Source organism: Rhodococcus sp. IEGM 1307 (assembly GCF_030056915.1).
GTDB classification, from domain to species: Bacteria; Actinomycetota; Actinomycetes; order Mycobacteriales; family Mycobacteriaceae; genus Rhodococcus_F; species Rhodococcus_F opacus_D.
The window spans coordinates 100,734-124,480 of record NZ_JASHKW010000022.1; the positions used below are offsets into that span (position 1 = coordinate 100,734).

Genomic DNA, 23,747 nt, shown 5'->3' on the forward strand with positions numbered 1-23,747 from the left:
CGTCCGCTTCGCGCCGTGTCGGTTGCCCCTGTCATGATGGACGCCATGTCAGCAGCCGGCGCAGCAGAGGTGACGAGTACCGGTCTCGATCCCGAACAGTCCGCAGCGGTACTCGCTCCCCGGGGCCCGGTGTGTGTGCTGGCGGGGGCCGGAACAGGGAAGACCCGGACCATCACCCGGCGTATCGCGCACCTCGTGGCCAGTGGGCACGTCGCCGCGGGACAGGTGCTGGCGGTCACGTTCACCGCTCGCGCGGCAGGTGAGATGCGCGGCCGGCTGCGCAGCCTGGGGATCGGCGACGGGGGAGCGCAGGTCCAGGCGCGCACGTTCCACGCCGCCGCACTCCGGCAGCTCAGGTACTTCTGGCCGCAGGTGATCGGCGACACGGAGTGGCGGCTGCTGGACCGCAAGTTCGCGGTCGTGTCGTCCGCCGCCGGACGGGTCGGGTTGTCCACCAGCACGGAGAGCGTCCGCGACCTGGCGAGCGAGATCGAGTGGGCCAAGGCCTCGCTGATCGCGCCGGAGGACTACCCGCGTGCGGTGGCCAAGTTACGCCGGAAGGCGCCGGTCGACGCCGCGAAGGTCGCCGAGGTCTATCACGGCTACGAGCAGCTCAAGGCCCGCGGCCAGGACGGGATGCTCCTCGACTTCGACGATCTCCTGCTCCACACGGCGGCAGCGCTCGAGGAGCATTCGGCTGTCGCCGAGGAGTTCCGCGACCGATACCGGTGCTTCGTCGTGGACGAGTACCAGGACGTCACCCCGCTACAGCAGCGTGTCCTCGACGCCTGGCTCGGGGAGCGGGACGACCTCACCGTCGTCGGTGACGCCAACCAGACCATCTACTCGTTCACCGGCGCCACACCCAATTACCTGCTCGACTTCTCGCGCCGGTTCCCCGAGGCCACCGTCGTGCGCCTCGAGCGCGACTACCGTTCGACCCCCGAGGTCGTGTCGATGGCGAACCGGGTGATCGGAGCGGCGCGCGGCAGGATCGCGGGCACCCGTCTGCAGCTGATCGGCCAACGCGACTCCGGACCGGAGCCGAGTTTCGTCGAGTTCGACGACGAGCCGGCCGAGGCCGCCGGGGTGGCGCGCACGATCAAGCGGCTCATCGCGTCCGGCACTCCGGCCGCGGAGATCGCGGTCCTGTACCGGATCAACGCCCAGTCCGAGGTGCACGAGCAGGCGCTGACGAAACTCGACATCCCGTACCAGGTCCGGGGCGGTGAGGGCTTCTTCACGCGCACCGAGGTCCGTCAGGCCGTGGCGGCACTACGGCAGGCCGCGGGCCGCGACGACCTGCCGGATGCGGTCGGCGCCGACCTGGTCACGCTCGTCCGCGCGGTCCTCGCTCCGCTGGGGCTGACCGACGCGGAACCGGCGGGTGCGCAGGCTCGCGAACGGTGGTCGTCGCTGTCGGCGCTGGTCGCGCTCACCGAGGAGCAGCTGACCCAGGACCCGGAGTTGAGCCTGGAGGCGCTGTTGCGCGAACTGAGCCTGCGCGCCGAGGCACGGCACCCACCCGTCGTGCAGGGTGTGACACTCGCGTCCCTGCACGCCGCCAAGGGGCTCGAATGGGACGCCGTGTTCCTCGTCGGGCTGACCGACGGAACGCTGCCCATCCAGCACGTGCTCGGCGACTCCAACTCGGCACCGGACGAGGCGGCCGTCGAGGAGGAGCGGCGGTTGCTGTACGTCGGGGTGACCCGCGCCCGGGAGCACCTGCAGATGTCGTGGGCACTGTCCCGGAACGAGGGCGGCCGCAAGTCGCGGCGCCGTTCGCGGTTCCTGCACGGCCTCATCCCCGAGGATTCACCTGCCTCGCGGATCGCGGCGCCCGCCAAGAGCACCAAGAAGCGTCCACGGTGCCGGCTGTGCGGAAAACAGCTGATCGGGACGACCGCGACCATGCTCGGTCGCTGCGAGGGGTGCCCGTCCAATGTCGACGTGGAACTGCTCGAATCGCTGCGGTCGTGGCGGCTCGAGAAGTCGCGGGAGCTGAAGGTTCCGGCGTACGTGGTGTTCAGCGACAACACGTTGACGGCTCTCGCCGAGCAGCGGCCGCAGGACGATCGCGGGCTCGTCGCGATCCCCGGGATCGGTGCGAAGAAGCTCGAGCAGTTCGGTGAGGACGTCCTCGGTGTGATCAAGGGAAGCGGTAGTCCCTGAACGACTCCCACGCGGTGCGGGAGTAGCGCGCATCACTGCAGGTCAAAAATAGGTTGTGCGGTTCTGGAGAATTGCCTACTGTGGTTTCAGTGCGCGGGGAGACCCGTGTGGTTCACATCGGATCGAGAAGAAATGGAGGTGGCAGTGAAATGACGAAGTTCCAAGCACATGAGACGGCAGTCGCTGCTGCCTCCGCACTGTTCGGCATGAACGCGGCGGAAACGGCACCGGCGATTGTCTGGTCGGCAGCCCGTCGTCGTCCCGCAGCAGCAGTCGAGTCCGTGTATCGGAGTTGTCGAGGAATTCCTCGGTAGATCAACTCCCACCGTCTTTCCAAGGCCACGGACCCGCATCGCGGACCGTGGCCTTTGTAGTTCGAGCACCTTTCCCGCTCGCAGCCTCGGCTCTGGTTCGCACCCACTTCATCGAACCGAAGAGATTGACCGTCGCAATGAGAGCAGAGGAGAAGGACGTGTCTACCGTGACATGCCGAGGGGTATCCGAAACCTCAACCGCCACAAGCGGATTTGTTCAGATAGTGTCCGCACGTGGTGACCTGCCCTGCCGGGTCGATGATCCCGACCTGTGGTTTGCGGATTCTCCCACCGAGCTGGAACAGGCGAAGGCGCTGTGCGCGTCCTGCCCGATCCGCTCCCGCTGCCTCGACGCGGCCCTCGATCGGGGTGAGCCGTGGGGCGTGTGGGGTGGGGAGATCTTCGACCAGGGTGTCGTGATCGCCCGCAAGCGTCCCCGGGGACGTCCGCGCAAGACTCAGACTCTGGTCTGTGCGTAGAAACCGGTACGGGGCGGGAGAATTCGGGCGTTCGCCCGGCCACTCACACGAGTGGTCCGGGCGAACGCCCGTTCTGTGTTTTCGGGGTCAGACGGTGTCTTCGTCCTCGGGGGCAGGCTCGGCGAAGCCGGGGAGCCACCGCGTGAGGATCTCCATGTACGGCGCGTACGCGTCCAGCTGAGCGCAGATTCCCACCGAGCCGACGAGAACCCGGAAGATCATCAGGTACTCCGCCGGCAGATTCAGTGCCCGGGCCGTCCGGAACTGTGCACTGTTGAAGTCGGTCGCGGAACCCGCGGCCTTCTGCAGCCAGGCGCGGGTGAAGTGGAATGATTCGGTGCGGATCGGGTCGGTGACGGGACGCAGGTAGTCCGCGATCTCCTTGTCGGTGACCGTCCGGCCGGGCAGAACGAATCCGTTGGCGTGCAGCAACTCCGTCAGTTCGTCGAACTGCTCGTGGAGCGCCAGCCGGACCATGGACCCGAGCACCGGGGGAAGACCGTGCGGAAACGGTGCCGCGGCACCGAAATCGATGACACCGAGGCGGCCGTCGCTGTGCAGCATGAAGTTACCCGGATGCGGGTCGCAGTGGAGCAGGCCGACGCGGGTGGGGGAGGCGAAGTGGAACTCCGCGAGCAGTGCACCCGCGGTGTTGCGTTCCTCGGGGGTGCCGTCGGCGATGATGGCCGACAGCGGCTTCGCCGACATCCACTCGGTGACCACGACCTTGGGGGCACTGGCGACCACGTGCGGAATCGCGAACTGCGGATCCCCGTCGTATACCTTGGCGAAGCGGCGCTGATTGTTCGCCTCGATCCGGTAGTCGAGTTCTTCCTCGGTGCGGGCCGTGAACTCGTCGATGACCGGGCGCACGTCGACGCCGGGCATGACCGAGGCGAACAGTCCCGCGAATCGGCCGAGCGTCTTCAGGTCGGCGCGCAGCGCCTCGTCGGCGCCGGGGTACTGAACCTTGACGGCCACGTCGCGACCGTCGGCCCACACCGCGCGGTGTACCTGGCCGATGCTGGCCGATGCGGTCGGGGTGTCGTCGAACGACTGGAACCGGTCACGCCACTTGGTGCCGAGCTGTTGGTCGAGCATTCTGTGGACGGCCCGCGCGGGCAGGGGAGGCGCCTGCGCCTGCAGCTTGTTCAGCGATTCACGGTAGGGTTCCGCGAACTCTTCGGGGATCGCCGCCTCCATGACGCTGAGCGCCTGCCCCAGTTTCATGGCACCGCCCTTGAGTTCGCCGAGGACCGCGAACAATTGCTCGGCGGCCTTCGCGCTCAGCTGGGCGTCGATCTCGTCCTTGTCACCGCCGGTCAGCTTCCGGCCGAAGCCCATCGCGGCACGCCCCGCGATCCCCAACGGGATGCTCGCGAGCTTGGCGGTGCGGGCGGAACTCCTGCGGGGGATGTCGGACACCCCACCATCATGCATCATGACCGAAGCCGGTTCGATTCGCCCACGGCGGGTGCCAGATACGTGCAGCTGCAGCTCGCCTGCCGTGGCCAGCGCCGGGTCACCAGCCGGTGCGCGCCGAGATCGATCTCGAGCGTCGCGTCGAGGCTGCTGGGCGGCGCGCCTCGCGGAGCAGCCAAGACGGCCTCGAGCTGGCCGAGGGCGACTGCTGCCGTGGCCATGATCACGGCGGGGCTCGCGTGCCCGACCGTCCCGAGGAGCTGAGCGGACAGGTGCGGCCAGTCCTCGTCGTACGCGGCGCGGAGGAGGTCGGCGCACCGCAGGCAACTGGTGTGGCCCGGGAGCACCAGTGGGCCGACCACACCGCGGCCGTCACGCAGCCGGACCTGCAGGTGCGGTATCCCGTTCTGGACCAGATCCGCGACGAGCCGCGGTTCCGCCACCAGATCGTCCGCGAGTACGACGCACAGGGCGTTCCATCGCCGGACGTCGCTGTCGGCGGAATAGCGGAAGGAGCGGGAGACCCGGATGCCGCCGTCCGTGAGCCCGGCCGACACCGCATCCGACAGCGGGCCGCGCCCGTGCACGCGAATCGGGATCGTGTCCGCGGCGGGGGACGTGCCTGCGACATCGATCAGACCGGCCCGGTCGAGGTCGCCGAGCAGTTTCGACACGTCCGTGGGCGCCAGGCCGTATCCGACGGCGGTCCACAGGATGTGCGGCCGCGAGTTCTTGCCGTCGAGCAGTCGGACGACGGCCAGGAGTTGCTCGGTCCGGACCCCGGGCGGCGGGGCGAGTACGAGCGCGCGCTCGGGATCCCAGCCGAACTGCACCCGCCCGTCGGGGCGGACGAGTACGGCGATCCGGGGATCGAGGGTGACACCGACGTGGGGTGTGGGCTGGATGGTCACCCGCTGAGGATCGCAGGCCACGACCGGGCGTCAGCGCCGAAAACGCGGGTTGTCCACAGGCCGAAACATGCCTCGACCTGTGGACTTCCCGCTATCGCAAGATTGGTGGGATCAGGAGGTCAGGACTCGGACTCGTCGTCCTTGCCGGACTTGCCGCGTTCGGCTTCCTCGGCCCGCTCGCGCGCCTCGGTTGCCTCCAGCTGCGCCATCGGATTGTCGAAGTCGCCGCCGTCGCCGCCGCCGAGCACACGTTCGACGAACGCATCCGGGCTGTCGAGATCGGACGAGTCGGGCAACAGGTCGGGGTGGGCCCACACACCGTCACGGGCATCGACGGTCGACTCGGACGTCAGGCGAGTCCACAACTGCGCCGCCTCCCGGACCTTGCGGGGACGCAGTTCGAGTCCGACGAGCGTCGCGAACGTCTGCTCGGCGGGTCCGCCGGTCGCACGCCTGCGGCGCAGCGTCTCGCTGAGGGCCGCGACGCCGGGGAGTCGGTCGTTCAGCGCCGACGCGACGACGACCTCGACCCAGCCCTCGATGAGGGCGAGCAGCGTCTCGAGTCGCTCGAGGGCCTGCTTCTGCTCGGGTGTGGTCTGCGGTTCGAACGCGCCCTGCTGCAGGATGTTCTCGAGCTGCGACGGATCGGTCAGCGCGGACGGGTCGAGTCCCTTCGCCATGTCCTCGATGGCCGAGAAGTCCATCGTGATGCCGCGGGCGTATTCCTCGACGGTGGCGAGGAGACGCTGACGCAGCCACGGAACGTGGCTGTACAGGCGCTGGTAGGCGGCCTCCCGCGCGGCGAGGAAGACGAGGATCTCGCGGTCGGGCTGTTCGAGCCCCTTGCTGAACCGCTCCACCGCGGCGGGAAGCAGTGCGCCCGTGCCCGCCGGGCCGAGGGGGAGGCCGATGTCGGTGGAGGTGAGCACCTCCTTCGACAACTGGCCCAGAGCCTGGCCGAGCTGGGAGCCGAACGCGAGGCCACCCATCTGGCTCATCATGCCGATCATCGGGCCGGCCATCTGCTGCGCTTCCTCGGGCAGCCCCTGCACCCACATGCCGGACACCTTCTCCGCGACGGGGTCGCACAGCCGCTTCCAGGTGTCGAGGGTGTTGTCGAGCCAGTCGTTGGGCGTCCACGCGACGGTCTTCGTTGCGCCGGCGGGCAGCGTCGTCGCGGCGTCGAGCCACAGTTCCGCGAGCCGTGAGGCATCGGCGATCGCCTCGGAGTTGCCCTGGGTGATGGGAGCGACGGACCCCATCTGCTGGCGCGCGAGTTTCTTCGCGATCTCGTAGTTGACCGGGCCGGTCTGCTCACCGGAGCCCATCGACGTGCCCATCCCGCTCAGCATCTGGCCGAACTGGGTCAGCATCTGGCCGAGGGAGGCCGGGTCGAAGCCCCCGGCGGGAAAACCACCCGCCCCGAAACCGAAGTCGTCGGAACCGCCCGCGTTCTTGTCGCGGTCGGGCCCGTTCTGATCCCCCGTGTTCTTGTCACGATCGGGATCGTCGTCGGGTTTGGAGAAGCCGAAGGGCGGATTGCTCATGACTCAACGGTACAAGGCGCGTGGTTCCGTGGCTGTCCACCTCGTCACGCTGACGGCGAACACGCGGGACGGCCGACAGCCGTGTCCGAGGGTTCGCGCTCTACGCTGGTCCAGGTGAATCGACGGATCGTGACGCTTCTGGCTGCGCTGGCCCCGATCGTGGTACTCGGAATTCTCGGCACGGTGATCACGGTGCCGTACGTGGCCCTCGGGCCGGGACCCACGTTCAACACACTCGGCGAAGTGGGTGGTGAGGAAGTCGTCGCCATCGAGGGGACGGAGGTCGACGACACCACCGGCCACCTCAACATGACGACGGTCGCCGTGCGCGACGGGCTCAACGTGTTCGAAGCGTTCGGATTGTGGGCCAGTGGGCGTCAGGGCATCGTCCCCCGCGAAGAGGTGTACCCGCCGGACAAGTCGAAGGACGAGGTCAAACAGGAGAACGACGCCGACTTCCAGCAGTCGGAGGACAGCGCCGAACTCGCGGCACTCCACTTCCTGGGCAAGCCGGTGGACCTGCGGATCGCCAAGGTCGGTGAGGACGGCCCCTCCCAGGGACTGCTGCGCGAGGGCGACGTGCTGGTGAGTGTCGACGGAAAGCCGGTGTCCACTGTCGGTGGTGTGCAGGAGGCGGTGGCCGATGTGCCCCCGAAGACGGAGGTGCCGATCGTGATCCGGCGCGACGGCGCCGAGACGACGGTGCGGGTAGTGCTCGGCGCACGCCCGGACGACGAGTCCAAGGGCTACCTGGGGATCACTCCCGAGGAGATCCCGGACGTCCCGTTCACGATCGACTTCAACCTCGCCGACGTGGGCGGCCCCTCGGCGGGGCTCATGTTCACCCTCGCCGTGATCGACAAACTCAGCCCGGGCGAACTCAACGGCGGCAAGTTCGTCGCCGGCACCGGCACGATCGACTCCGACGGCGACGTCGGTCCCATCGGCGGCATCAAGTACAAGCTGATCGCCGCGGAGGAGGCGGGCGCCGAGACGTTCCTCGTGCCGGCGAAGAACTGCGACGAGGCACGCCAGGGTGCGCCCGACGGGCTCCGGCTGGTGAAGGTCGAGAACCTCGGCGGAGCCGTCGACGCGCTCGAGGCGATCGATGCCGGAGCCGACGCGCCGCACTGCTGAGCGGTCAGTCCTCCTCGGTCGCGTCGAGGGTGGCGTACAACGCGCTGATGAGATTCGGTGCCAGATCCTCGTAGGTGAGCAGTTCGATGCCGGCGTACGGGTCGGCGTCCTCGTCGGGGCGCAACTGCATCAGACACAACGACGGTCCGTCGCGCAGCACGGCGGCGATCAACCGGGCGGACCGGCGGTCGGGATGCGACTCGGCCGCGGCCCGCGCCGCGTCGTCGGCGGCGTCTCGATCGGACAGCAGGGGGACGAGCGCGTCGTCGAGGTCGGACTCCGCCTCGGGCGGTAGAACGACGATCTCCTGAACGAGGGCGCACCCCACCACGGACTCCGGCCAGCTGGTGGTGGCGAGGAACTCGTCGAGTGCGCGCGACCCGCCGTCGATGTCGTCGGGGAACGGATCCTGTTCCACCGGGGTCAATTCCGCGCCGTCGGCGAGTTGGTCGAGCAGGCTCGGTTCGGCGGCCGCGAGCAGTTCGGTCGGGACGAGTGCGAACATCTGGGGCGGCTGATCCCACCCTCCGGCATCGACGAATTCGACCACCTCGCGCACACAGCGGGCGAGGGCGTCCGTCTCTCTGTTCACATTCTCTTCACTCACGAGACCCATCTTCGCACCCCCGGAACAGGACCGACGGCCGCATCTCTCGGTTGTTACGTAGAGTGGGACGAAACGGTCACGCCCGTGCGGTTCGGGTGTGGACGAACGAACGGTGCAGTTGATCGCGGCGCGACAGCGTCGCCGTATTCTTGGAGTGTGGCACGTGGGCATGCGGCCCCCCGCAGGTTTACCGTCGTTGTCCAAACGCAGCCGAGTGCTGCTGGTGCTGGCGCTTGTCGTCGCGGCCCTGTTGCTGGTGGGCCCTCGGCTCATCAGTACCTACACGGACTGGTTGTGGTTCGGTGAGGTCGGATTCCGTGGTGTCTTCACCACGGTCCTGATCACCCGCCTGCTCCTCTTCCTCGTAGTCGGTGTCGTGGTCGGCGGAATCGTCTGGCTGGCACTGCTGCTCGCCTACCGTTCGCGGCCGGTGTTCGTCCCGGTGTCGGGTCCCAACGATCCCGTGGCGCGGTACCGCACCACGGTGATGACTCGGCTGCGCCTGTTCGGCCTGGCCATTCCGATCGCGGTGGGACTGCTCGCCGGGCTGATCGCCCAGTCCAGCTGGGTGACGGTGCAGCTGTTCGTCAACGGCGGCGCGTTCGGCGTCGCCGATCCCGAGTTCGGCCTCGACGTCGGCTTCTACACCTTCGATCTGCCGTTCTACCGTTTCGTCCTCAACTGGCTGTTCGTCGCGGTTCTGCTGGCGTTCTTCGCGAGCCTGGTGACGCACTACATCTTCGGCGGGCTGAAGCTGGCGGGCCGGGGCGGGGCACTGACCAATGCGGCGCGAGTCCAGTTGGCGGTGCTCGCGGGAACGTTCATTCTCCTCAAGGCCGTCGCGTACTGGTTCGACCGTTACTCGCTGCTGTCGAGCAGCCGCAAGGAACCCACGTTCACCGGTGGTAGCTACACGGACATGAATGCGGTGCTGCAGGCGAAGCTGATCCTGCTGGCCATCGCGGTCATCTGCGCGGGTGCGTTCTTCGCGGCGATCTTCCTGCGCGATCTGCGGATTCCCGCGATGGCGACAGCGCTTCTCGTGCTCTCCTCGATCCTGGTCGGCGCGGTGTGGCCGCTCGTGGTCGAGCAGTTCTCGGTGCGTCCCAACGCCGCCGACAAGGAGAGCGCGTACATCGAGCGGAACATCGCCGCCACGCGGCAGGCGTACGGCATCACCGACGACAAGGTCGAGTACCAGGACTATCAGGGGTACGGCACGAAGCCGCCGCGGGACGTGCCCGCCGACGTCATGACCATCGAGAACACGCGACTGCTCGATCCGAACATCCTGTCGCGGACGTTCACCCAGCAGCAGCAGTTGAAGAACTTCTACGGTTTCCCGCCGACGCTCGACATCGACCGGTACGACATCGACGGGCAGTTGCGTGACTACATCGTCGCGGCCCGCGAGTTGTCGTCCAAGAGCCTGACGGGTAACCAGACGGACTGGATCAACAAGCACACCGTCTATACGCACGGCAACGGACTGGTCGCAGCTCCCGCGAATCGGGTGAACGCCGCTGCCGGCGAGTCCGCGGAGGAAGCCGCCAACAGCAACAGCGGTTACCCCGTCTACATGGTCAGCGATATCGCCTCGCAGGAGGCGGGTAATCAGGTCATTCCGGTCGAGCAGCCGCGCATCTACTACGGCGAGGTCATCGCCGACACGGACGCCGACTACGCGATCGTCGGCGGATCCGAGGGTTCGGACCCGCGCGAGTACGACACCGACACCTCGCGCTACACGTACACCGGTTCCGGTGGTGTGCCGATCGGCAACTGGTTCAACCGGCTGGCGTTCGCGGCCAAGTACACCGAGCGCAACATCCTGTTCTCCGGTGCCATCGGGTCGGATTCCAAGATCATCTACAACCGGGACCCGCGGGACCGGGTCACGCACGTCGCCCCGTGGCTGACCGCGGACGGCGACTCGTACCCGGCCGTCGTCGACGGCAAGGTCGTCTGGATCGTGGACGCCTACACCACGTTGCAGGACTACCCGTACGCCCAGCGCAGTTCGCTCGACGGACTCGTCGAGGACAGCATCGACCAGAACACCGGCCGCCTGCTGCCCCGTAAGGAGGTGTCCTACATCCGCAACTCGGTGAAGGCCACCGTCGACGCGTACGACGGCACCGTGAAGCTCTACCAGGTGGATCAGAACGATCCGGTGCTCGATGCGTGGATGGGTGTGTTCCCGGATGCGGTCCAGCCGGCGGATTCGATTCCGGATGAACTGCGTGCGCACTTCCGCTATCCCGAGGACCTGTTCAAGGTGCAGCGCGAGATGCTCGCCAAGTACCACGTGGACGATCCGAAGGAGTTCTTCACCAACAACGCGTTCTGGTCGGTGCCGAGCGATCCCACGATCGACACGAGCGCGAACCAGCCGCCGTACTACGTGCTGGTCGGTGATCCCGAGACCGGGAAACCGTCGTTCAATCTGACCAGTGCGATGGTGGGTTACAGTCGCGAGTTCTTGTCTGCATATCTGTCGGTGAAATCGGATCCGGAGAATTACGGCAAGTTCACGGTGCTCCAGTTGCCGACGGACACGCAGACCCAGGGTCCGCAGCAGACTCAGAACTCGATGATCTCGGATCCACGGGTGGCGTCGGAGAGAACCCTGCTCGAGAGATCGAACAAGATTCAGTACGGCAACCTGCTGACCTTGCCGATCGCGGACGGCGGCATCCTCTACGTCGAACCGATGTATACGGAGCGAAGTTCGACAGGCCCGAACACGTCGACGTTCCCGCAGCTGTCGCGAGTGCTGGTGAGCTACCGCGAGCCGCCGCCGAGTAACAGTGTGCGCGTCGGGTACGCCCCGACGTTGGCGCAGGCGCTCGACCAGGTGTTCGGTGCCGGCACAGGCTCGGTGGCGACGGCACCCAGTGCGGAAGAGGGGACGCCTCCGGAGTCCGGCACCACGCCGCCGGTCGATCAGGGTGCGGCACCGGCGCCGACCGCCCCGGCGACACCGCCGTCCGGCACGGATGTCTCGGCGGCCGTGGCGGAGTTGGACGCGTCGCTCGACGCCTTGACGTCGGCGCAGCGCAGCGGTGACTTCGCGGCCTACGGCGCAGCCCTTGCTCGCGTCCAGAAGGCGGTCGCCGCGTACGAGGCGATCCCGAAGTAGAGGCGCTTCAACCGCAGAGAACGAGGCCCTGTCATCCGAACCGGATGACAGGGCCTCGTCGTATCTGATCGGAAGATCAGCGCAGTGCGTCGACCAACTGCGGGTTGGAGTCCACCAGCTGCTGGAACTGCTGTCCGTAGCCGTTCTGCTCGGCGACCTGACGCGCGGCGTCGAGCGTCTGCTGTGCGGCGGGCTCGACCGGGGCGGGTGCCTGGACCTGAGCCGGAGCCGCGGGGGCGGGAGCCGGGGTGGGCTCCGGAGCGGGCGCGGGAGCCTCGGCGACGTCGCCGCCACCGGTGGACAGGTATTGACCGCACACCGGCCATGCACCCTGGCCCTGGGTCGCGAGAACGTTCTCGGCGACGCGGACCTGCTCGGCCTTGCTGGCGTTCGATGCCGAGCCGGTGCCGCCGTTGGCCTCCCAGGTGCTCTGCGAGAACTGCAGACCGCCGTAGTAGCCGTTTCCGGTGTTGATTCCCCAGTTGCCGCCACTCTCGCACTGGGCGACGCCGTCCCAGTTGTGGGAAGCGGCGGAGGCGGTGCCGGTGCTCAGTCCGAGCGGGACGGCGACGACGGCTCCGGTGACGGCGATCCAGCCGAGGGCACGCTTGCTGATGCTGTGATTGGTCATGCGGGGTCAATCCTCTCCGCGCTTGCTGGCGTGGCCGGCCTGCGGGTGACAACGTCTGCGTCGTCACGCCGGGCTGCGATTCTGTGCCGCGTCCCTGCCCCTCGAAGGTTTCGGGGATTCCGAACCCGCGGGGCAGAGCTAGCAGCGGCGGGCCGGCTTTCGCCCGGTTGTTTCGGGCCGAGAGCGACCGTACGGGAGCTTCGGCCGCAGTTCACCTGGCGAAAATGGTGGACAGCTGTCCGGCGGCGCAGGCGAGTTTCCCCTGTCTGCGCAGGTCAACCTGCCTCGATATCGTTTCGGAGTCTATTCGTTACCCCGCTGTTATGTGTCGGGGATCACCACGATTTTGTGCAGCGGCTCACGTCGAAATGGCAGGAACATGGGTCCTGGTGGTGTATGTCGAGGCCGTGCGATGCAGGAGTGCCCCGCGCGCAGTCGTGCTGCGCGCGGGGCACTCTCGCAAGTGTGTGGTGCGGATCAGAGGTACTGTCCGCAGACCGGCCAGGCGCCGGGGCCCTGGGTCGCCAGGACGTTCTCGGCGACGCGGATCTGCTCCTCGCGCGAGGCGTTGGCCGGCGAGCCGCTGCCACCGTTCGCTGCCCAGGTGCTGTCGGTGAACTGCAGACCGCCTGAGAAGCCGTTTCCGGTGTCGGCGCCCCAGTTGCCGCTGCTCTCACACGCTGCGACGGCGTCCCAGTCTCCGGAAGCGGCCGATGCGGTGCCGGTGCTCAGGCCGAGCGGCACTCCGATGACTGCTCCGGTGAGTGCGATTGCGCCCATGGTCCGCTTGACGATGCTGGAATTGGTCATGTGGTTGTTTCCTCTCCGCGCCTGCTGACGAGGTTGTGGTGTGCGGTAACGGCTGGTGTGCCGACCCGGTGGTCGATCTGTCCTCGTCCCTGCCCCTCGAGGTGTCGGGATTCCGAATCCCGCGGGGGCAGGTCGAGCTGCGGCGGGTCGGCGTTGCCCGGTAGTTTCGGGCTGGCAACGAACGTACGCGGTGATCACGGAATGGTCACGGGTCGATTTTCTGTGACGGGCGTCCAAATACTGGGATGAACGGACGGTGTTTTCCCAGGTCGTCCCCGAAGTTTCAGGTTTCGGCAGCGTTACAGATTTCGACTAAAATGTGACGAGCGTCATAACATTCAGGTAACGGATGTGACTCGAGTGGTGCCGAAAGGTTGCTACTCGGACTCTTTCCGGGCGATTTGCAATCCGTTCGTTCGCTCGTGTAACTTCGTTCATGCAACGCGGGGTGGAGCAGCTCGGTAGCTCGCTGGGCTCATAACCCAGAGGTCGCAGGTTCAAATCCTGTCCCCGCTACCACTGAAGAGCCGGTGTCCTGGAGTCCAGGGCACCGGTTCTTTTTGTCTCCGCTCGCCCCCGTCGAGGGCGGACCACCTCGCCGGTGCGACTGCCCGTCCACCAGCACGAGGGCTTCGCTCAGCGGCTGTCGCGTGAAATGGGCCAGTCCGTCGAGTACCCTTGCGGACCGAGTCGCTCATCATGTTCGCGGACTCCACCCGGAGGCTCATGCTGAGGGACTCGGACACGGGCTGCGAGTGCGACGATCTGGACAAACCCGACCTCACGGCACGCGGTGTCGAGTTCCGCTGCCACACCCGCGGATTCGGCGCTGTTGTGGGCGCGCGCTCTCTCGGCGAGATAGGGACTGATGTCGACGGTCGGGCAGTGACGGCGAGCCGCGGGCATCGAGGGAGGTGCTTCCAGTCCAGGAGTGACTGCATGAGAACACTATTCGGCAGAGCAGCCGCGAGTGCAGGGGACGGTCGACGAACTGACACCGATCGTCGGGGGTGCCGCGATCCCGGATTCGCTGACCGCGGAACAGATCTACACGAACCGGTTCCCCGATCCGCGATCGGGATCAGCTCTCCGTGACGTCCATCTCGATCAGGACGCGACGCAGCAACTTGCCAGTCGCGTTGCGGGGGAGTTCCTCGATGAAGACGATCTCGCGGGGCACCTTGTACCGCGCCAGGTTCGACTTGACGTGGGCCTTCAACTCGTCGGCGTCCTTCGCGGACCCCGGACCGGGTACCACGAAAGCCCTGAGGCGATGGCCGAATTCGGAGTCCTCGACACCGATCACAGCAGCCTCGAGCACGTCCTCGCGGTCGGCGAGCAGGTTCTCGACCTCGAGGGGGTAGACGTTCTCGCCGCCGGAGACGATCATGTCGTCGTCCCGGCCGTCCACGAAGAGGAGGCCGTTGCGGTCGAAGTGGCCGACGTCGCCGGTGGACAGCAGACCGTTGATGCGCTCCTTGTCACGACCGTCGGTGTAGCCGGAGAAGCTGAGACCGCTGGCGACGAAGATCCGTCCGACGGTCTCGGGTTCGGTGATCCGTTGACCCGACTCGTCATAGAGTTCCACGTGGCAGGTGACGGGTGCCCGTCCCGCGGTGCCCGGCGCCAGCGCAAGGTCGGCCGGAGTCGCGACGGTGGCGACGGCGACCTCGGTCGAGCCGTACAGGTTGTGGAGCACCTCGCCGAAGGCGGCGGTGGTGCGCTTGCATAGGTCGGGGGAGAGTGCGGACCCGGCCGCGAAGATGATCTTCAGGCTCGACGTGTCGTACTTCGCCAGCGTCTCGGGCCCGAGATCGATGATGCGCTGCAGCATGGTGGGAACGACGACCAGTGTGTCGCAGCGGTGCTTCTCGACCAGGCGGATCGTGTTCTCCGGATCGAACTTGCGATGCATCACCACGGTCTGGCCGAGCGCCAGCGCGAGCGCGAACTGGGAGACTCCCGTTCCGTGGAAGGCGGGGGCCGCCATCATCATCGTCTGCCCGCGTCGCAGCGGAACCCGGTCGAGGAACTGGGCCGACGCAAGCGGCGACGTGTGTCCGCGGGGAGCGCCCTTCGGTGTGCCCGTGGTGCCGCTGGTGAGGAGGACGAATCCGCCCTGCGTGGACGGCGCGGGCAGCGAACTGCGGTCTCTGCCCTCCATCACGTCGTCGAGTGTGCGGACCTGGGACGTCGAATCGTCCTCCGCCCAGGAGCGATAGGCGATGACCTCGTCGGGGAGGGCCTCGGCGACCGCGTGGAACTCGTCGTCGTACACGAACGCCTGAACCTGCTCGCGGGCGGCGACGTCGACGAGCTGCGGCCGGGCGAACCCGGTGTTCATCAGCACCAGCTTGGTGCCGTTCTTGGCGGCGGCGAGCATCGTCAGGACCAGGCCCCGATGATTGCGGCACATGCATCCCATGACCGAACCGGGAGTGATGCCGTCGGCCTGCCACGCCCGCACCAGGGCGTTGGACTGCTCCTCGATGTCGGTGTAGGTGAGCGGGCCGCGCTCGTCGATCAGGGCCACCGCATCCAGCCCGGCCTCGGCATTCGCGTGGACGGGCCCGGCGAACGGTCCGTACTTCCGCACGGCCAGGATCGATCGGACGCCCTGATCGACGCGGGGAAAGGGAACGAGGCCTGCGCGGTTCATCACCCGCACAGCTCCCACGGTGTCCGTGATCTTGGTGAGGAAGTGCTGAGCTGGCATCAAGAACCCCTCCGGCTGCAGTGACGGATTTCCCGTTCAGCGTAGATGAAGAGGCCGGTCCGGCCACGCGGTCCGGCGAAGCCGGACGTCCCGCACGAAGAAGCCCCCGCCGCAGGGGAGCGCGGCGGGGGCTACACCCCTCGATGAAAGTCCCCCTCGAGCTGCTACTTCAGCTCGGCGGACGACTTTCCGAGCAGACGGCGAGCGACGATCAGCTGCTGGACCTGCTGCGTTCCCTCGAAGATGTCGAGGATCTTGGAATCGCGCGCCCACTTCTCGAGCAGCGGGCGCTCCGAGTAGCCCAAGGTCCCGGCGAGTTCGACGGCCTTGAGGGAAATGGCGGTTCCGGTGCGACCGGCCTTCGCCTTCGACATGGATGCTTCGAGTGAGTTCGGCTTCTTGTTGTCCGCCATCCACGTTGCGCGCAGAGCGAGCAGGTAGGCGGCCTCCCAGTCGGCCTCGAGCTGCAGGAACTCGGCGGCCGCCGCGTGCTGGTTGTACGCGGGGGTGTCGTAGGAGATCTCCACGCCGGCGTCGGAGAGGATGCTGCGCAGTTCCTCGAGCGCGGCGCGGCCGAGGCCGACCGCCATGCCGGCGACGATCGGACGGGTGTTGTCGAACGTCTGCATGACGCCGGCGAAGCCCTTCTCGACGTTGACCTCCGGCGTGCCGAGCAGGTTGTCCCTGGGGATCCGGCAGTCCTGCAGCAGCAGGACCGCGGTGTCGGACGCCTTGATGCCCAGCTTGTGCTCGAGGCGGGCGACGCTCAGGCCGGGGGCGTCGCGGGGGACGACGAACGACTTGATCGCGGCGCGGCCCTTCGTCTTGTCGACGGTGGCCCACACGACGATGTGCGTGGAGCGCTCGCCGGCCGTGACGAAGATCTTCTCGCCGTTGAGCACGTACTCGTCGCCGTCGAGCACCGCGGTGGTGGTGACGGCGGCGGAGTCGGAACCGAAGCCGGGTTCGGTGATGGCCATCGAGGCCCACACCTTGCCGAAACGCTCGAGCTGTTCGTCGGTGGCGACGGCGGCGATGGCCGAGTTGCCGAGGCCCTGGTACGGGATAGCCAGTGTGAGACCGACATCGCCCCAGCAGGTTTCGATGACATTCATCAGCGACGACATGTTGCCGCCGTTGACGTTCCCGATGACCTTCGGCTCGTCTCCCCGTCCGAGGGCGGCGCCTGCCGCACCCTTACCGGAGTCGTTGAGTCCCTCGACCATGGCGGCCATGGTGTCGAGTTCCTTGGGGTAGGCGTGCTCCGCGAGATCGTACTTGCGGGAGATCGGCCGGAAGATTTCCGCGGCGACCTGGTGCGCCTGATTCGCGGAGGCTTTGAGCTTCTTGGGAAGTTCGAGGTTGATCATGACAGTTTCCTTAGTTCGAATCCGGCCGCTCAGATCAGGACGATGCCCTCGGCGACGCCGATGGCGCGCAGATCGCGGTACCAGCGCTCCACGGGATGTTCCTTGGTGTAACCGTGGCCACCGAGCAGCTGGACGCCGTCGAGGCCGATCTGCATGCCCTTCTCGGAGGCCAGCTTTCGGGCGAGGGCCGATTCGCGGGCGAAGGAGAGCCCCTGCTCGGCGCGCGAGGCGCCGCGCAACGTCACCAGACGCAGGCCGTCGAGTTCGATGCCGATGTTCGCGACCATGAACGCGACCGCCTGACGGTTGCTGATCGGTTCGCCGAACGCGACCCGCTCGTTGACGTAGGGGATCACGTAGTCGAGAACGGCCTGTCCGGTTCCGACGGCGAGCGACGCCCAGCCCAGGCGGGCGAGCCGGATGGCGTCGGCGTACTCGGCCTTTCGCACGTCGGCGTCGGCGTCGCCGAGCAGACCCGACTCGGGCACGGCGACGTCGGTGAGGTTGAGCCGGCCGAGGCCCGCGGCGCGCAGCCCCATGCTCGGGTCCGCCTCGACGACGAGTCCCTTCGTGTCGGCCTCGACGATGAAGAAGGAGGGCTTGCCGTCGAGTTCGGCTGCCACGATGAACAGCTCCGACGAAGCGGCGGCGGGAACGAGGCTCTTGACGCCGTTGAGCTTGTAGCCGCTGGGGGAGCGAACCGCCTTGGTCTGCAACGCGAACGGATCGAACAGTGCGCGTGGCTCGTTGACGACCACGGCGGCGTTCGGAACCTGCTCGCCGGTGAACGAGGGCAGGTAGGTCTTCTGCTGGGAGTCGGTGCCCCACTGGGTGAGGGCGACGGCAACGCCGCTCGGCGCGAGGATCGGCAGGGCGAGTCCCATGTCGCCGTGGGCGAGAGCCTCGGCGACGAGGGAGTTGGTGACTGCCCCGCGCTCGCTGGCGGCCCCGTCGAGTTCCTCGGGAACGTTGATGAGGGTGATGCCGAGTTCGGCGGCGCGCTTGACGAGATCCGCCGGGGCCGCGGCGGCGGCGTCGGCGTCGTGGCCCGCGGGTCGCAGGATCTCGGCCGCGAACTCACGCACGGTCTCGACGATCATCTGCTGCTCGTCGCTCGGGGTGAGGTCGAAATAGCCGGCCTTGGCGGTCGGGTTGTCGGGGAGGCGCTTCGGCGCACCGCCTCCGGACACCTTCTGGAACCCGCGGGTCGCGGCGCCGAGCGTCTTGAAGCCGGTCTTCGTGCCTTCGTAGGTCACCCGGTCGATCGTCTGGCGCAGGTTGTACTTCTCGGCCAGATCGGAACCGGTGATCTTGGTCAGCACTCGCATCGCGGCACCCATGGCGTCGCGCTTGACCGGATTCAGGCCGACGGCGGACGTGTCGCGGGGCTTCCGCTTCGCGCTGTCGTTGGGGGCAACAGTGTCTTGCTTGCTCATGATCACCAGCTGTTTCTCGGTGTTCGGGCGTGGACACGATCTATCTTACTTAGCAGTAAGGTGGGTGTCTACTATCGAGTAAGTTCGGGTGCCTGCGACCGTCCGCGGAAGCGTCCGGATCCTGCTCGGGGAGGAGGTGGCGGCGAAACCCTTCACCTACGGTGAAGCGGTGATCGAGATCCCCGCGATTCGTCGGCTCCGTCCCCTCATACGTCTCGCGCCCCTGCTGCTCGTGCCGTTGCTGCTGCTGGCGAGCACGTTCCCCGGCGAGTACCGCGTACCCCCGAGTTACTGGCTGCTCGCGATGACGGCCGCCGTCGTGTTCGCCGCCGGGGGGCGGTGGCCGCTGCCGGTCTCGATCGTCATGTCCGTGCTCGCGGTTCCGATGTTCGCGGCGCACGCCTGGGGGCTCTCCGAACTGGTTCCCTACCTCGGCGCCGTCGCATTGGTCGACGTCGCGATGCGCGCCCGGCGAACGCCGGCGATCCTCGCCGCCACGCTGTGCTGGACGGCGGCGGTGGTGGCGGGTCTCTGGGCGGACTCCTACCGCACGTTCTGGCAGGTGGCCAGCGTCGTGTCCCTCGTGGCGTACGTCGGACTGCCGTTGCTGCTCGGTCTCTATCTGCGCGCGCAGCGCGATCTCGCCGCGACGTACCGCCTGCGCGCCGCCGAAGCCGAATCACGCCGGCTGGAGGACCGGTCCCGCGCCGTGGTCGCCGAGCGCAATGCCCTGGCACGGGAACTGCACGATCTCGTTGCACACCACATGGCGTCGATCGTGCTCCGAATCGGGGTGGCGCAGCACGTGCTGACGGACGTGGACGGCCGCACGAGTTCGGTGCTCGAGGACGTGCACCGCACCGCATCCGATGCCCTCGCCGACATCCGGCGGCTGCTCGTCGCTTTGCGCGATCCCGCGATGGGCGACGTGGCGCTCGTGGAACCCGAAGCGTTGTCGATCGAGATCGCCGCTGCGGTCGACCGCACGAGGGCTGCGGGCTTCCCGGTGTCGGCGCGGATCGACCCGGGCATAGCCCGGCTCGACGCGATCGGCCGGCTGACTCTCCTGCGGGTGGTGCAGGAATCGCTGACGAATGCGATGAGGCACTCCGCTCCCGGTGGCGCCGTGTCCGTGACACTCGAACCGAACGCCGGCGGAACTGCCCTGCGGGTGACCAGCACCGGGCACCGCACCACCCCCGCGGATCGCTCGGAGGGTCACGGCATCATCGGTATGGGTGAACGGGTGGAACTCGCGGGCGGCACCCTCGGAGTGACGGATACCGTGAACGGGTGGGTGGTCGACGCCTGGCTACCCGGTCGTGTCGGCGACGACACCGGCACGAATGAGGTTGTGGGCCAGTGATACGGGTACTGATAGTCGACGACCAGCGGCTCGTCCGCGCGGGACTGCGGATGTTGTGTGACGCGACGGACGACATCGACGTGGTCGGTGAGGCGTCGAACGGGCTGGAGGCGGTGCGACTCGTGGCGGAGCGCTCACCCGATGTGATCCTGATGGACCTGCGCATGCCGGGACTCGACGGGATCGCGGCGACCCGGCAGATCGCGAGCTCACATCCCGCAGTGAAGGTTCTGGTCCTCACCACGTTCGACGACGACGACCACTTCTATCCGGCACTGGCCGCGGGGGCAGCCGGATTCCTCGTCAAGGACACCGATCCCGGCGAACTCCTGAACGCGATTCGCCGGACGGCAGCGGGCGACACGATCTTCACACCCGCGCTGCTCCGCCGCCTCGTCGACCGGGCGCTGGACATCGCACCTCCGGACGGGCAGTCCTCGACGTCGATCGCACTGACCGGGCGGGAACGGGAAGTGCTGACCCTGGTCGGAGAAGGGCTGGGCAATCAGGAGATCGCGGCCCGCCTCTACATCGGTGTCACGACGGTGAAGACGCACGTGGCGAACCTGATGGAGAAGACGGGCTGCGACAACCGGGTTCGGCTGGCCGTGTTCGCCCACACCCGGTACTAGCCACCGTGGTGGTCGTTCGACGGCATCGCCATCGTCATCGGATCCGGCCGCTGACCGGGCTCCAGGACGAGGAACTGTCCCATCATTCCGCGGTCCTCGTGGAGCAGAAGGTGACAGTGGAACATGTACGGATACGTCGCGTCGGTGTAGTCGATGAAACGCATCGCCAGCCGGATCTCGGTTCCGGGAGGCGTGTAGACGGTGTCCTTCCAGCCGGCCAGCGCCGGTGGTGGCGGGGAGCCGTCGATGTCGACGATCTGGAATTGCACGTCGTGAACATGGAAGTTGTGTGGCCAGTTGTCGACGTTGCGCACCGTCCACACCTCCGTGGTGCCGACGGCGGGGGAGAAGTCGATGCGGTTCATGTCCATTCGTGCTCCGTTGATCATGAACCACCGCAGTTCGAAACTCCGTTCCGCGGCAGCGGTGGCCGGGTCGAGTCGCGGGACGGCCACCAGCCTGGGCGGAATCGGCCGGGAGGGGAGCGGGCGGCGGTCCGGCCGCAGTTCGAGGATGTCGAACGTGTCCTCGAGGCCGTACCCGGCGGCGTCGCCGCGGTCGACGCCGCCCCGGCCGTCTATCGGATGCGAACGCAGCATCACGGTGCGCCCGTCACCCGCTGCGACGACGAGTTCGATCCGTTCGCCCGGACTGACCTGGATCCGGCGAAGGGGCACCGGTTCGCCGAGGAGACCCCCGTCCGTCGCGACCAGGCGGAACTCGCGGTCGTCGGAGAAGCCGAGGTTGTAGAGGCGGCCCGACGAGCCGTTGAGGACACGCAATCGAATCAGCCCGGTAGCGACGGGAAGGTGCGCACCGGCGATTCCGTTGGTGACGATCGTGTCGCCGAGCAGGCCGACGTCCGTCGGGTCCGATTCGTCCAGCGCACCGTCCGCGGTGAACCGCCTGTCCTGAATGATCAGCGGAATATCGTCCAGACCATACGTTTTCGGTAGATCGAGGGCGTCGGTCGCGTCGTCGTCGATGAGGAAGAGTCCGGCGAGGCCGCGGTAGACGTGCTTCTCGGTGGAGCCGTGCGGGTGGGGGTGGTACCAGAGAGTGGCGGCCGGCTGGTTCACCGTCCACGACGGCTCCCACCGTGCGCCGGGTTCGATCGACTGGTGCGGTCCGCCGTCACACCTGGCCGGGACGTGCATGCCGTGCCAGTGCACCGACGTCGACTCGGGTAGTTCGTTGTCGATCGCGAAGGCGACCGCTTCACCCCGTCGGGCGCGGAGGGTCGGGCCGAGCATCGATTCGCCGTAACCCCAGGTGGGGGTCCCGCGACCGGGCAGGATCTCGGACGTGCCCGCTCGTGCGGTGAGCGTGAAGTGCCGGACGCCCGCATCGTCCACCGTGGACGCGGCCAACGGCGGAATCGGGAGTCGCCGGGCGAATCTCCCGTCGACGGGGGCAGCGGAGTCCGATCCTCCGGAGGCGCAGGCAGCAGACAGGACGAACGGCGCGGACGCCAGTCCCATCAGAAAGGTACGTCGGGCGAGGGCAGTCACGATTCTCCTGGGTCCTGTCGCCGCAAGGATCGCGGCGGGAATTTGGCTCAGGAGAAATTCTTCGTGACGGACACCGGCGCGCCGTCCTCCTCGGGGCCGAGGATGGCGGAGCCGGACTCCTCCGTCGGAGTCTTGTCAGGAACTGCTTGCTGTGCTATCGCCGGCGTCAGTTCGAGCGCAGGCGGGACAGCGCCTCGTCGTGGAGCAGCGTGTTGGTGGCCAGTGCGCTGCCTCCGTGCGGGCCGTCGGCGCCGGCCAGGTTGGTGAAGCGGCCGCCGGCCTCGCGCACCAGAACGTCGAGGGGTGCGAGGTCCCACAGCGACACCTCGGGTTCCGCGGCAATGTCGACGGCGCCCTCGGCGAGCAGGCAGTAGGAGAAGAAGTCACCGAACCCGCGGACCCGCCACACGTCGTCGGTGAGGGAGAGGAACTGTTCGCGGATACCCAGTTCCTTCCATCCCGACAGGCTCGAGAACGTCAGGCTGGCCGATCCCAGTCGGTCGACGGCGGAGACGGCGAGACGGGCGGGCTCGGACCCGTCGAACGTCGACCAGGCGCCCGCGCCCGACGCGGCCCACCACCGGCGCGCGAGTGCCGGGGCGCTGACCACGCCGACGGTGGGAACGCCGTCCTCGAGCAACGCGATCAGCGTGGCCCAGATCGGGACGCCGCGGACGAAGTTCTTGGTCCCGTCGATCGGGTCGACCACCCACTGGCGTCCCGCGAACTGCGCGTCGCCGCCGAACTCCTCACCCAGCACCGCATCGGCGGGTCGCTCGGCGTCCAGCGTCGCGCGCACTGCCCGTTCCACGGCCAGGTCGGCGTCGGTGACCGGCGTGAGGTCGGGTTTGTCGTCGACCGACAGGTCGAGCGCCCCGAATCGGGCCCTGGTGATCGCGTCCGCCTCGTCGGCGATTCGGAGGGCGAGTTGCAGGTCGGCGTGGAGGTCGGTCACGGTCGCCCAGATTACTCGTACCGCTTACTCGTACCGCGCCCGCGCGAACTCAGTCGATCTTCACTTCCGCGAGCTTTCCGGTGGCGACGTCGAAGACGAACCCGCGGAGGGACGTGGTCGCCGTGATGAACGGGCTGGACTGGATGCGGCGCAGCGACTGCCGGACGTCCTCGTCGAGGTCGGAGAACGCCTCGGCCGACCAGGCCGGCTTGATACCGACCTCGTCCTGGATGGACTTCTTGAAGTCGTCGTCCGTGAACGTGAGCATCCCGCAGTCCGTGTGGTGGATGAGGATGATCTCGGTGGTGCCGAGCAGTCGCTGGCTGATCGCGAGCGACCGGATCTCGTCGTCCGTCACCACACCGCCGGCATTGCGGATGACGTGCGATTCCCCCTCCTGGATGCCGAGGATCCGGTAGACGTCCAGACGTGCGTCCATGCAGGCGAGGACCGCAACGTGCTTGCTCGGGGGGAGGGGGAGTGGCCCGGTGAATCCGGCGGCGTACTCCTCGTTGTTCTTCAGGTACTGGTCGGTCACGGTCATTTCGACTCCGTCCGGAATGGCGGCAAGAAGATATGCCTACCCGTG

Annotated in this window: 17 protein-coding genes, 1 tRNA gene and 1 pseudogene; 7 read left to right on the forward strand and 12 right to left on the reverse strand. The window is 67.5% G+C overall.

Features of this window, described 5'->3' with window-relative positions; genetic code table 11:
• The first annotated feature begins 33 nt into the window (after positions 1-33).
• Together QM841_RS33500 and QM841_RS33505 are read left to right on the forward strand one after the other, a co-directional pair.
• Positions 34-2,172, forward strand: a complete 2,139-nt coding sequence (locus tag QM841_RS33500; protein WP_283335275.1) for an ATP-dependent DNA helicase UvrD2 — start codon at positions 34-36, stop codon at positions 2,170-2,172.
• Positions 2,173-2,623: 451 nt separating this feature from the next.
• On the forward strand, positions 2,624-2,965 hold the full coding sequence (locus QM841_RS33505) for a WhiB family transcriptional regulator (protein WP_016883149.1): 342 nt from the start codon (positions 2,624-2,626) through the stop codon (positions 2,963-2,965).
• 87 nt (positions 2,966-3,052) lie between these two features.
• Here QM841_RS33505 and QM841_RS33510 read toward each other — a convergent pair whose 3' ends face one another.
• The 3 genes from QM841_RS33510 to QM841_RS33520 form a co-directional block, all read right to left on the reverse strand.
• Positions 3,053-4,408, reverse strand: coding sequence for an ABC1 kinase family protein (locus QM841_RS33510; protein WP_280781664.1), 1,356 nt, complete (start codon positions 4,406-4,408; stop codon positions 3,053-3,055).
• The gene (locus tag QM841_RS33515; RefSeq protein WP_280781665.1) at positions 4,405-5,298 is read right to left on the reverse strand and encodes a hypothetical protein; all 894 of its coding nucleotides are present in this window, start codon (positions 5,296-5,298) and stop codon (positions 4,405-4,407) included. The genes QM841_RS33510 and QM841_RS33515 overlap by 4 nt, the downstream gene beginning before the upstream one ends.
• Before the next feature lie 119 nt (positions 5,299-5,417).
• A complete protein-coding gene (locus QM841_RS33520; RefSeq protein ID WP_280781666.1) occupies positions 5,418-6,845 on the reverse strand; it encodes a zinc-dependent metalloprotease in 1,428 nt (475 codons plus the stop codon).
• A gap of 114 nt (positions 6,846-6,959) precedes the next feature.
• On the opposite strand from QM841_RS33520, the gene QM841_RS33525 reads away from it, so the two are divergent.
• Positions 6,960-7,982, forward strand: coding sequence for a YlbL family protein (locus QM841_RS33525; protein ID WP_280781667.1), 1,023 nt, complete (start codon positions 6,960-6,962; stop codon positions 7,980-7,982).
• A 4-nt stretch (positions 7,983-7,986) separates the two neighbouring features.
• Here the strand turns inward: QM841_RS33525 and QM841_RS33530 are convergent, their stop codons facing one another.
• Positions 7,987-8,598 carry a PPA1309 family protein gene (locus QM841_RS33530; RefSeq protein ID WP_005240184.1) on the reverse strand — a complete coding sequence of 204 codons (612 nt, stop codon included), beginning with the start codon at positions 8,596-8,598 and terminating at the stop codon, positions 7,987-7,989.
• A gap of 154 nt (positions 8,599-8,752) precedes the next feature.
• On the opposite strand from QM841_RS33530, the gene QM841_RS33535 reads away from it, so the two are divergent.
• The gene (locus QM841_RS33535) at positions 8,753-11,731 is read left to right on the forward strand and encodes a UPF0182 family protein (RefSeq protein ID WP_283335240.1); all 2,979 of its coding nucleotides are present in this window, start codon (positions 8,753-8,755) and stop codon (positions 11,729-11,731) included.
• A 76-nt stretch (positions 11,732-11,807) separates the two neighbouring features.
• Here the strand turns inward: QM841_RS33535 and QM841_RS33540 are convergent, their stop codons facing one another.
• Both QM841_RS33540 and QM841_RS33545 read right to left on the reverse strand, forming a co-directional pair.
• A complete protein-coding gene (locus QM841_RS33540; RefSeq protein WP_280781668.1) occupies positions 11,808-12,362 on the reverse strand; it encodes a transglycosylase family protein in 555 nt (184 codons plus the stop codon).
• Positions 12,363-12,842: 480 nt separating this feature from the next.
• A pseudogene (locus tag QM841_RS33545) lies at positions 12,843-13,172 on the reverse strand (transglycosylase family protein); the annotation flags it as partial.
• A gap of 442 nt (positions 13,173-13,614) precedes the next feature.
• Here QM841_RS33545 and QM841_RS33550 point away from each other — a divergent pair.
• Positions 13,615-13,691, forward strand: a tRNA-Met gene (locus tag QM841_RS33550).
• Between the two features lie 562 nt (positions 13,692-14,253).
• On the opposite strand, the gene QM841_RS33560 is transcribed toward QM841_RS33550, so the two are convergent.
• From QM841_RS33560 to QM841_RS33570, 3 genes are all read right to left on the reverse strand, one after another.
• Positions 14,254-15,888, reverse strand: coding sequence for an acyl-CoA synthetase (locus QM841_RS33560; RefSeq protein ID WP_283335241.1), 1,635 nt, complete (start codon positions 15,886-15,888; stop codon positions 14,254-14,256).
• Positions 15,889-16,052: 164 nt separating this feature from the next.
• Positions 16,053-17,258 (reverse strand): acyl-CoA dehydrogenase family protein, encoded by a 1,206-nt coding sequence (locus tag QM841_RS33565; protein ID WP_283335242.1) that lies wholly within the window; start codon positions 17,256-17,258, stop codon positions 16,053-16,055.
• Positions 17,259-17,287: 29 nt separating this feature from the next.
• Complete coding sequence (locus tag QM841_RS33570) at positions 17,288-18,700, reverse strand: acyl-CoA dehydrogenase family protein (RefSeq protein ID WP_037245266.1); 1,413 nt, start codon at positions 18,698-18,700, stop codon at positions 17,288-17,290.
• A 130-nt stretch (positions 18,701-18,830) separates the two neighbouring features.
• On the opposite strand from QM841_RS33570, the gene QM841_RS33575 reads away from it, so the two are divergent.
• Both QM841_RS33575 and QM841_RS33580 read left to right on the forward strand, forming a co-directional pair.
• Complete coding sequence (locus QM841_RS33575) at positions 18,831-20,060, forward strand: sensor histidine kinase (protein ID WP_280781774.1); 1,230 nt, start codon at positions 18,831-18,833, stop codon at positions 20,058-20,060.
• Positions 20,057-20,692 (forward strand): response regulator transcription factor, encoded by a 636-nt coding sequence (locus QM841_RS33580; protein ID WP_283335243.1) that lies wholly within the window; start codon positions 20,057-20,059, stop codon positions 20,690-20,692. Before QM841_RS33575 ends, QM841_RS33580 begins: the two co-directional genes overlap by 4 nt.
• Here QM841_RS33580 and QM841_RS33585 read toward each other — a convergent pair.
• The 3 genes from QM841_RS33585 to QM841_RS33595 all read right to left on the reverse strand — a co-directional run bounded on the left by QM841_RS33585 (position 20,689) and on the right by QM841_RS33595 (position 23,702).
• Positions 20,689-22,203 (reverse strand): multicopper oxidase family protein, encoded by a 1,515-nt coding sequence (locus QM841_RS33585; RefSeq protein ID WP_283335244.1) that lies wholly within the window; start codon positions 22,201-22,203, stop codon positions 20,689-20,691. The two genes, QM841_RS33580 and QM841_RS33585, sit on opposite strands and share 4 nt — an antisense overlap.
• A gap of 166 nt (positions 22,204-22,369) precedes the next feature.
• Complete coding sequence (gene hisN, locus QM841_RS33590) at positions 22,370-23,158, reverse strand: histidinol-phosphatase (RefSeq protein WP_283335245.1); 789 nt, start codon at positions 23,156-23,158, stop codon at positions 22,370-22,372.
• Between the two features lie 49 nt (positions 23,159-23,207).
• On the reverse strand, positions 23,208-23,702 hold the full coding sequence (locus QM841_RS33595) for a beta-class carbonic anhydrase (protein ID WP_037245277.1): 495 nt from the start codon (positions 23,700-23,702) through the stop codon (positions 23,208-23,210).
• Positions 23,703-23,747: the final 45 nt, after the last annotated feature.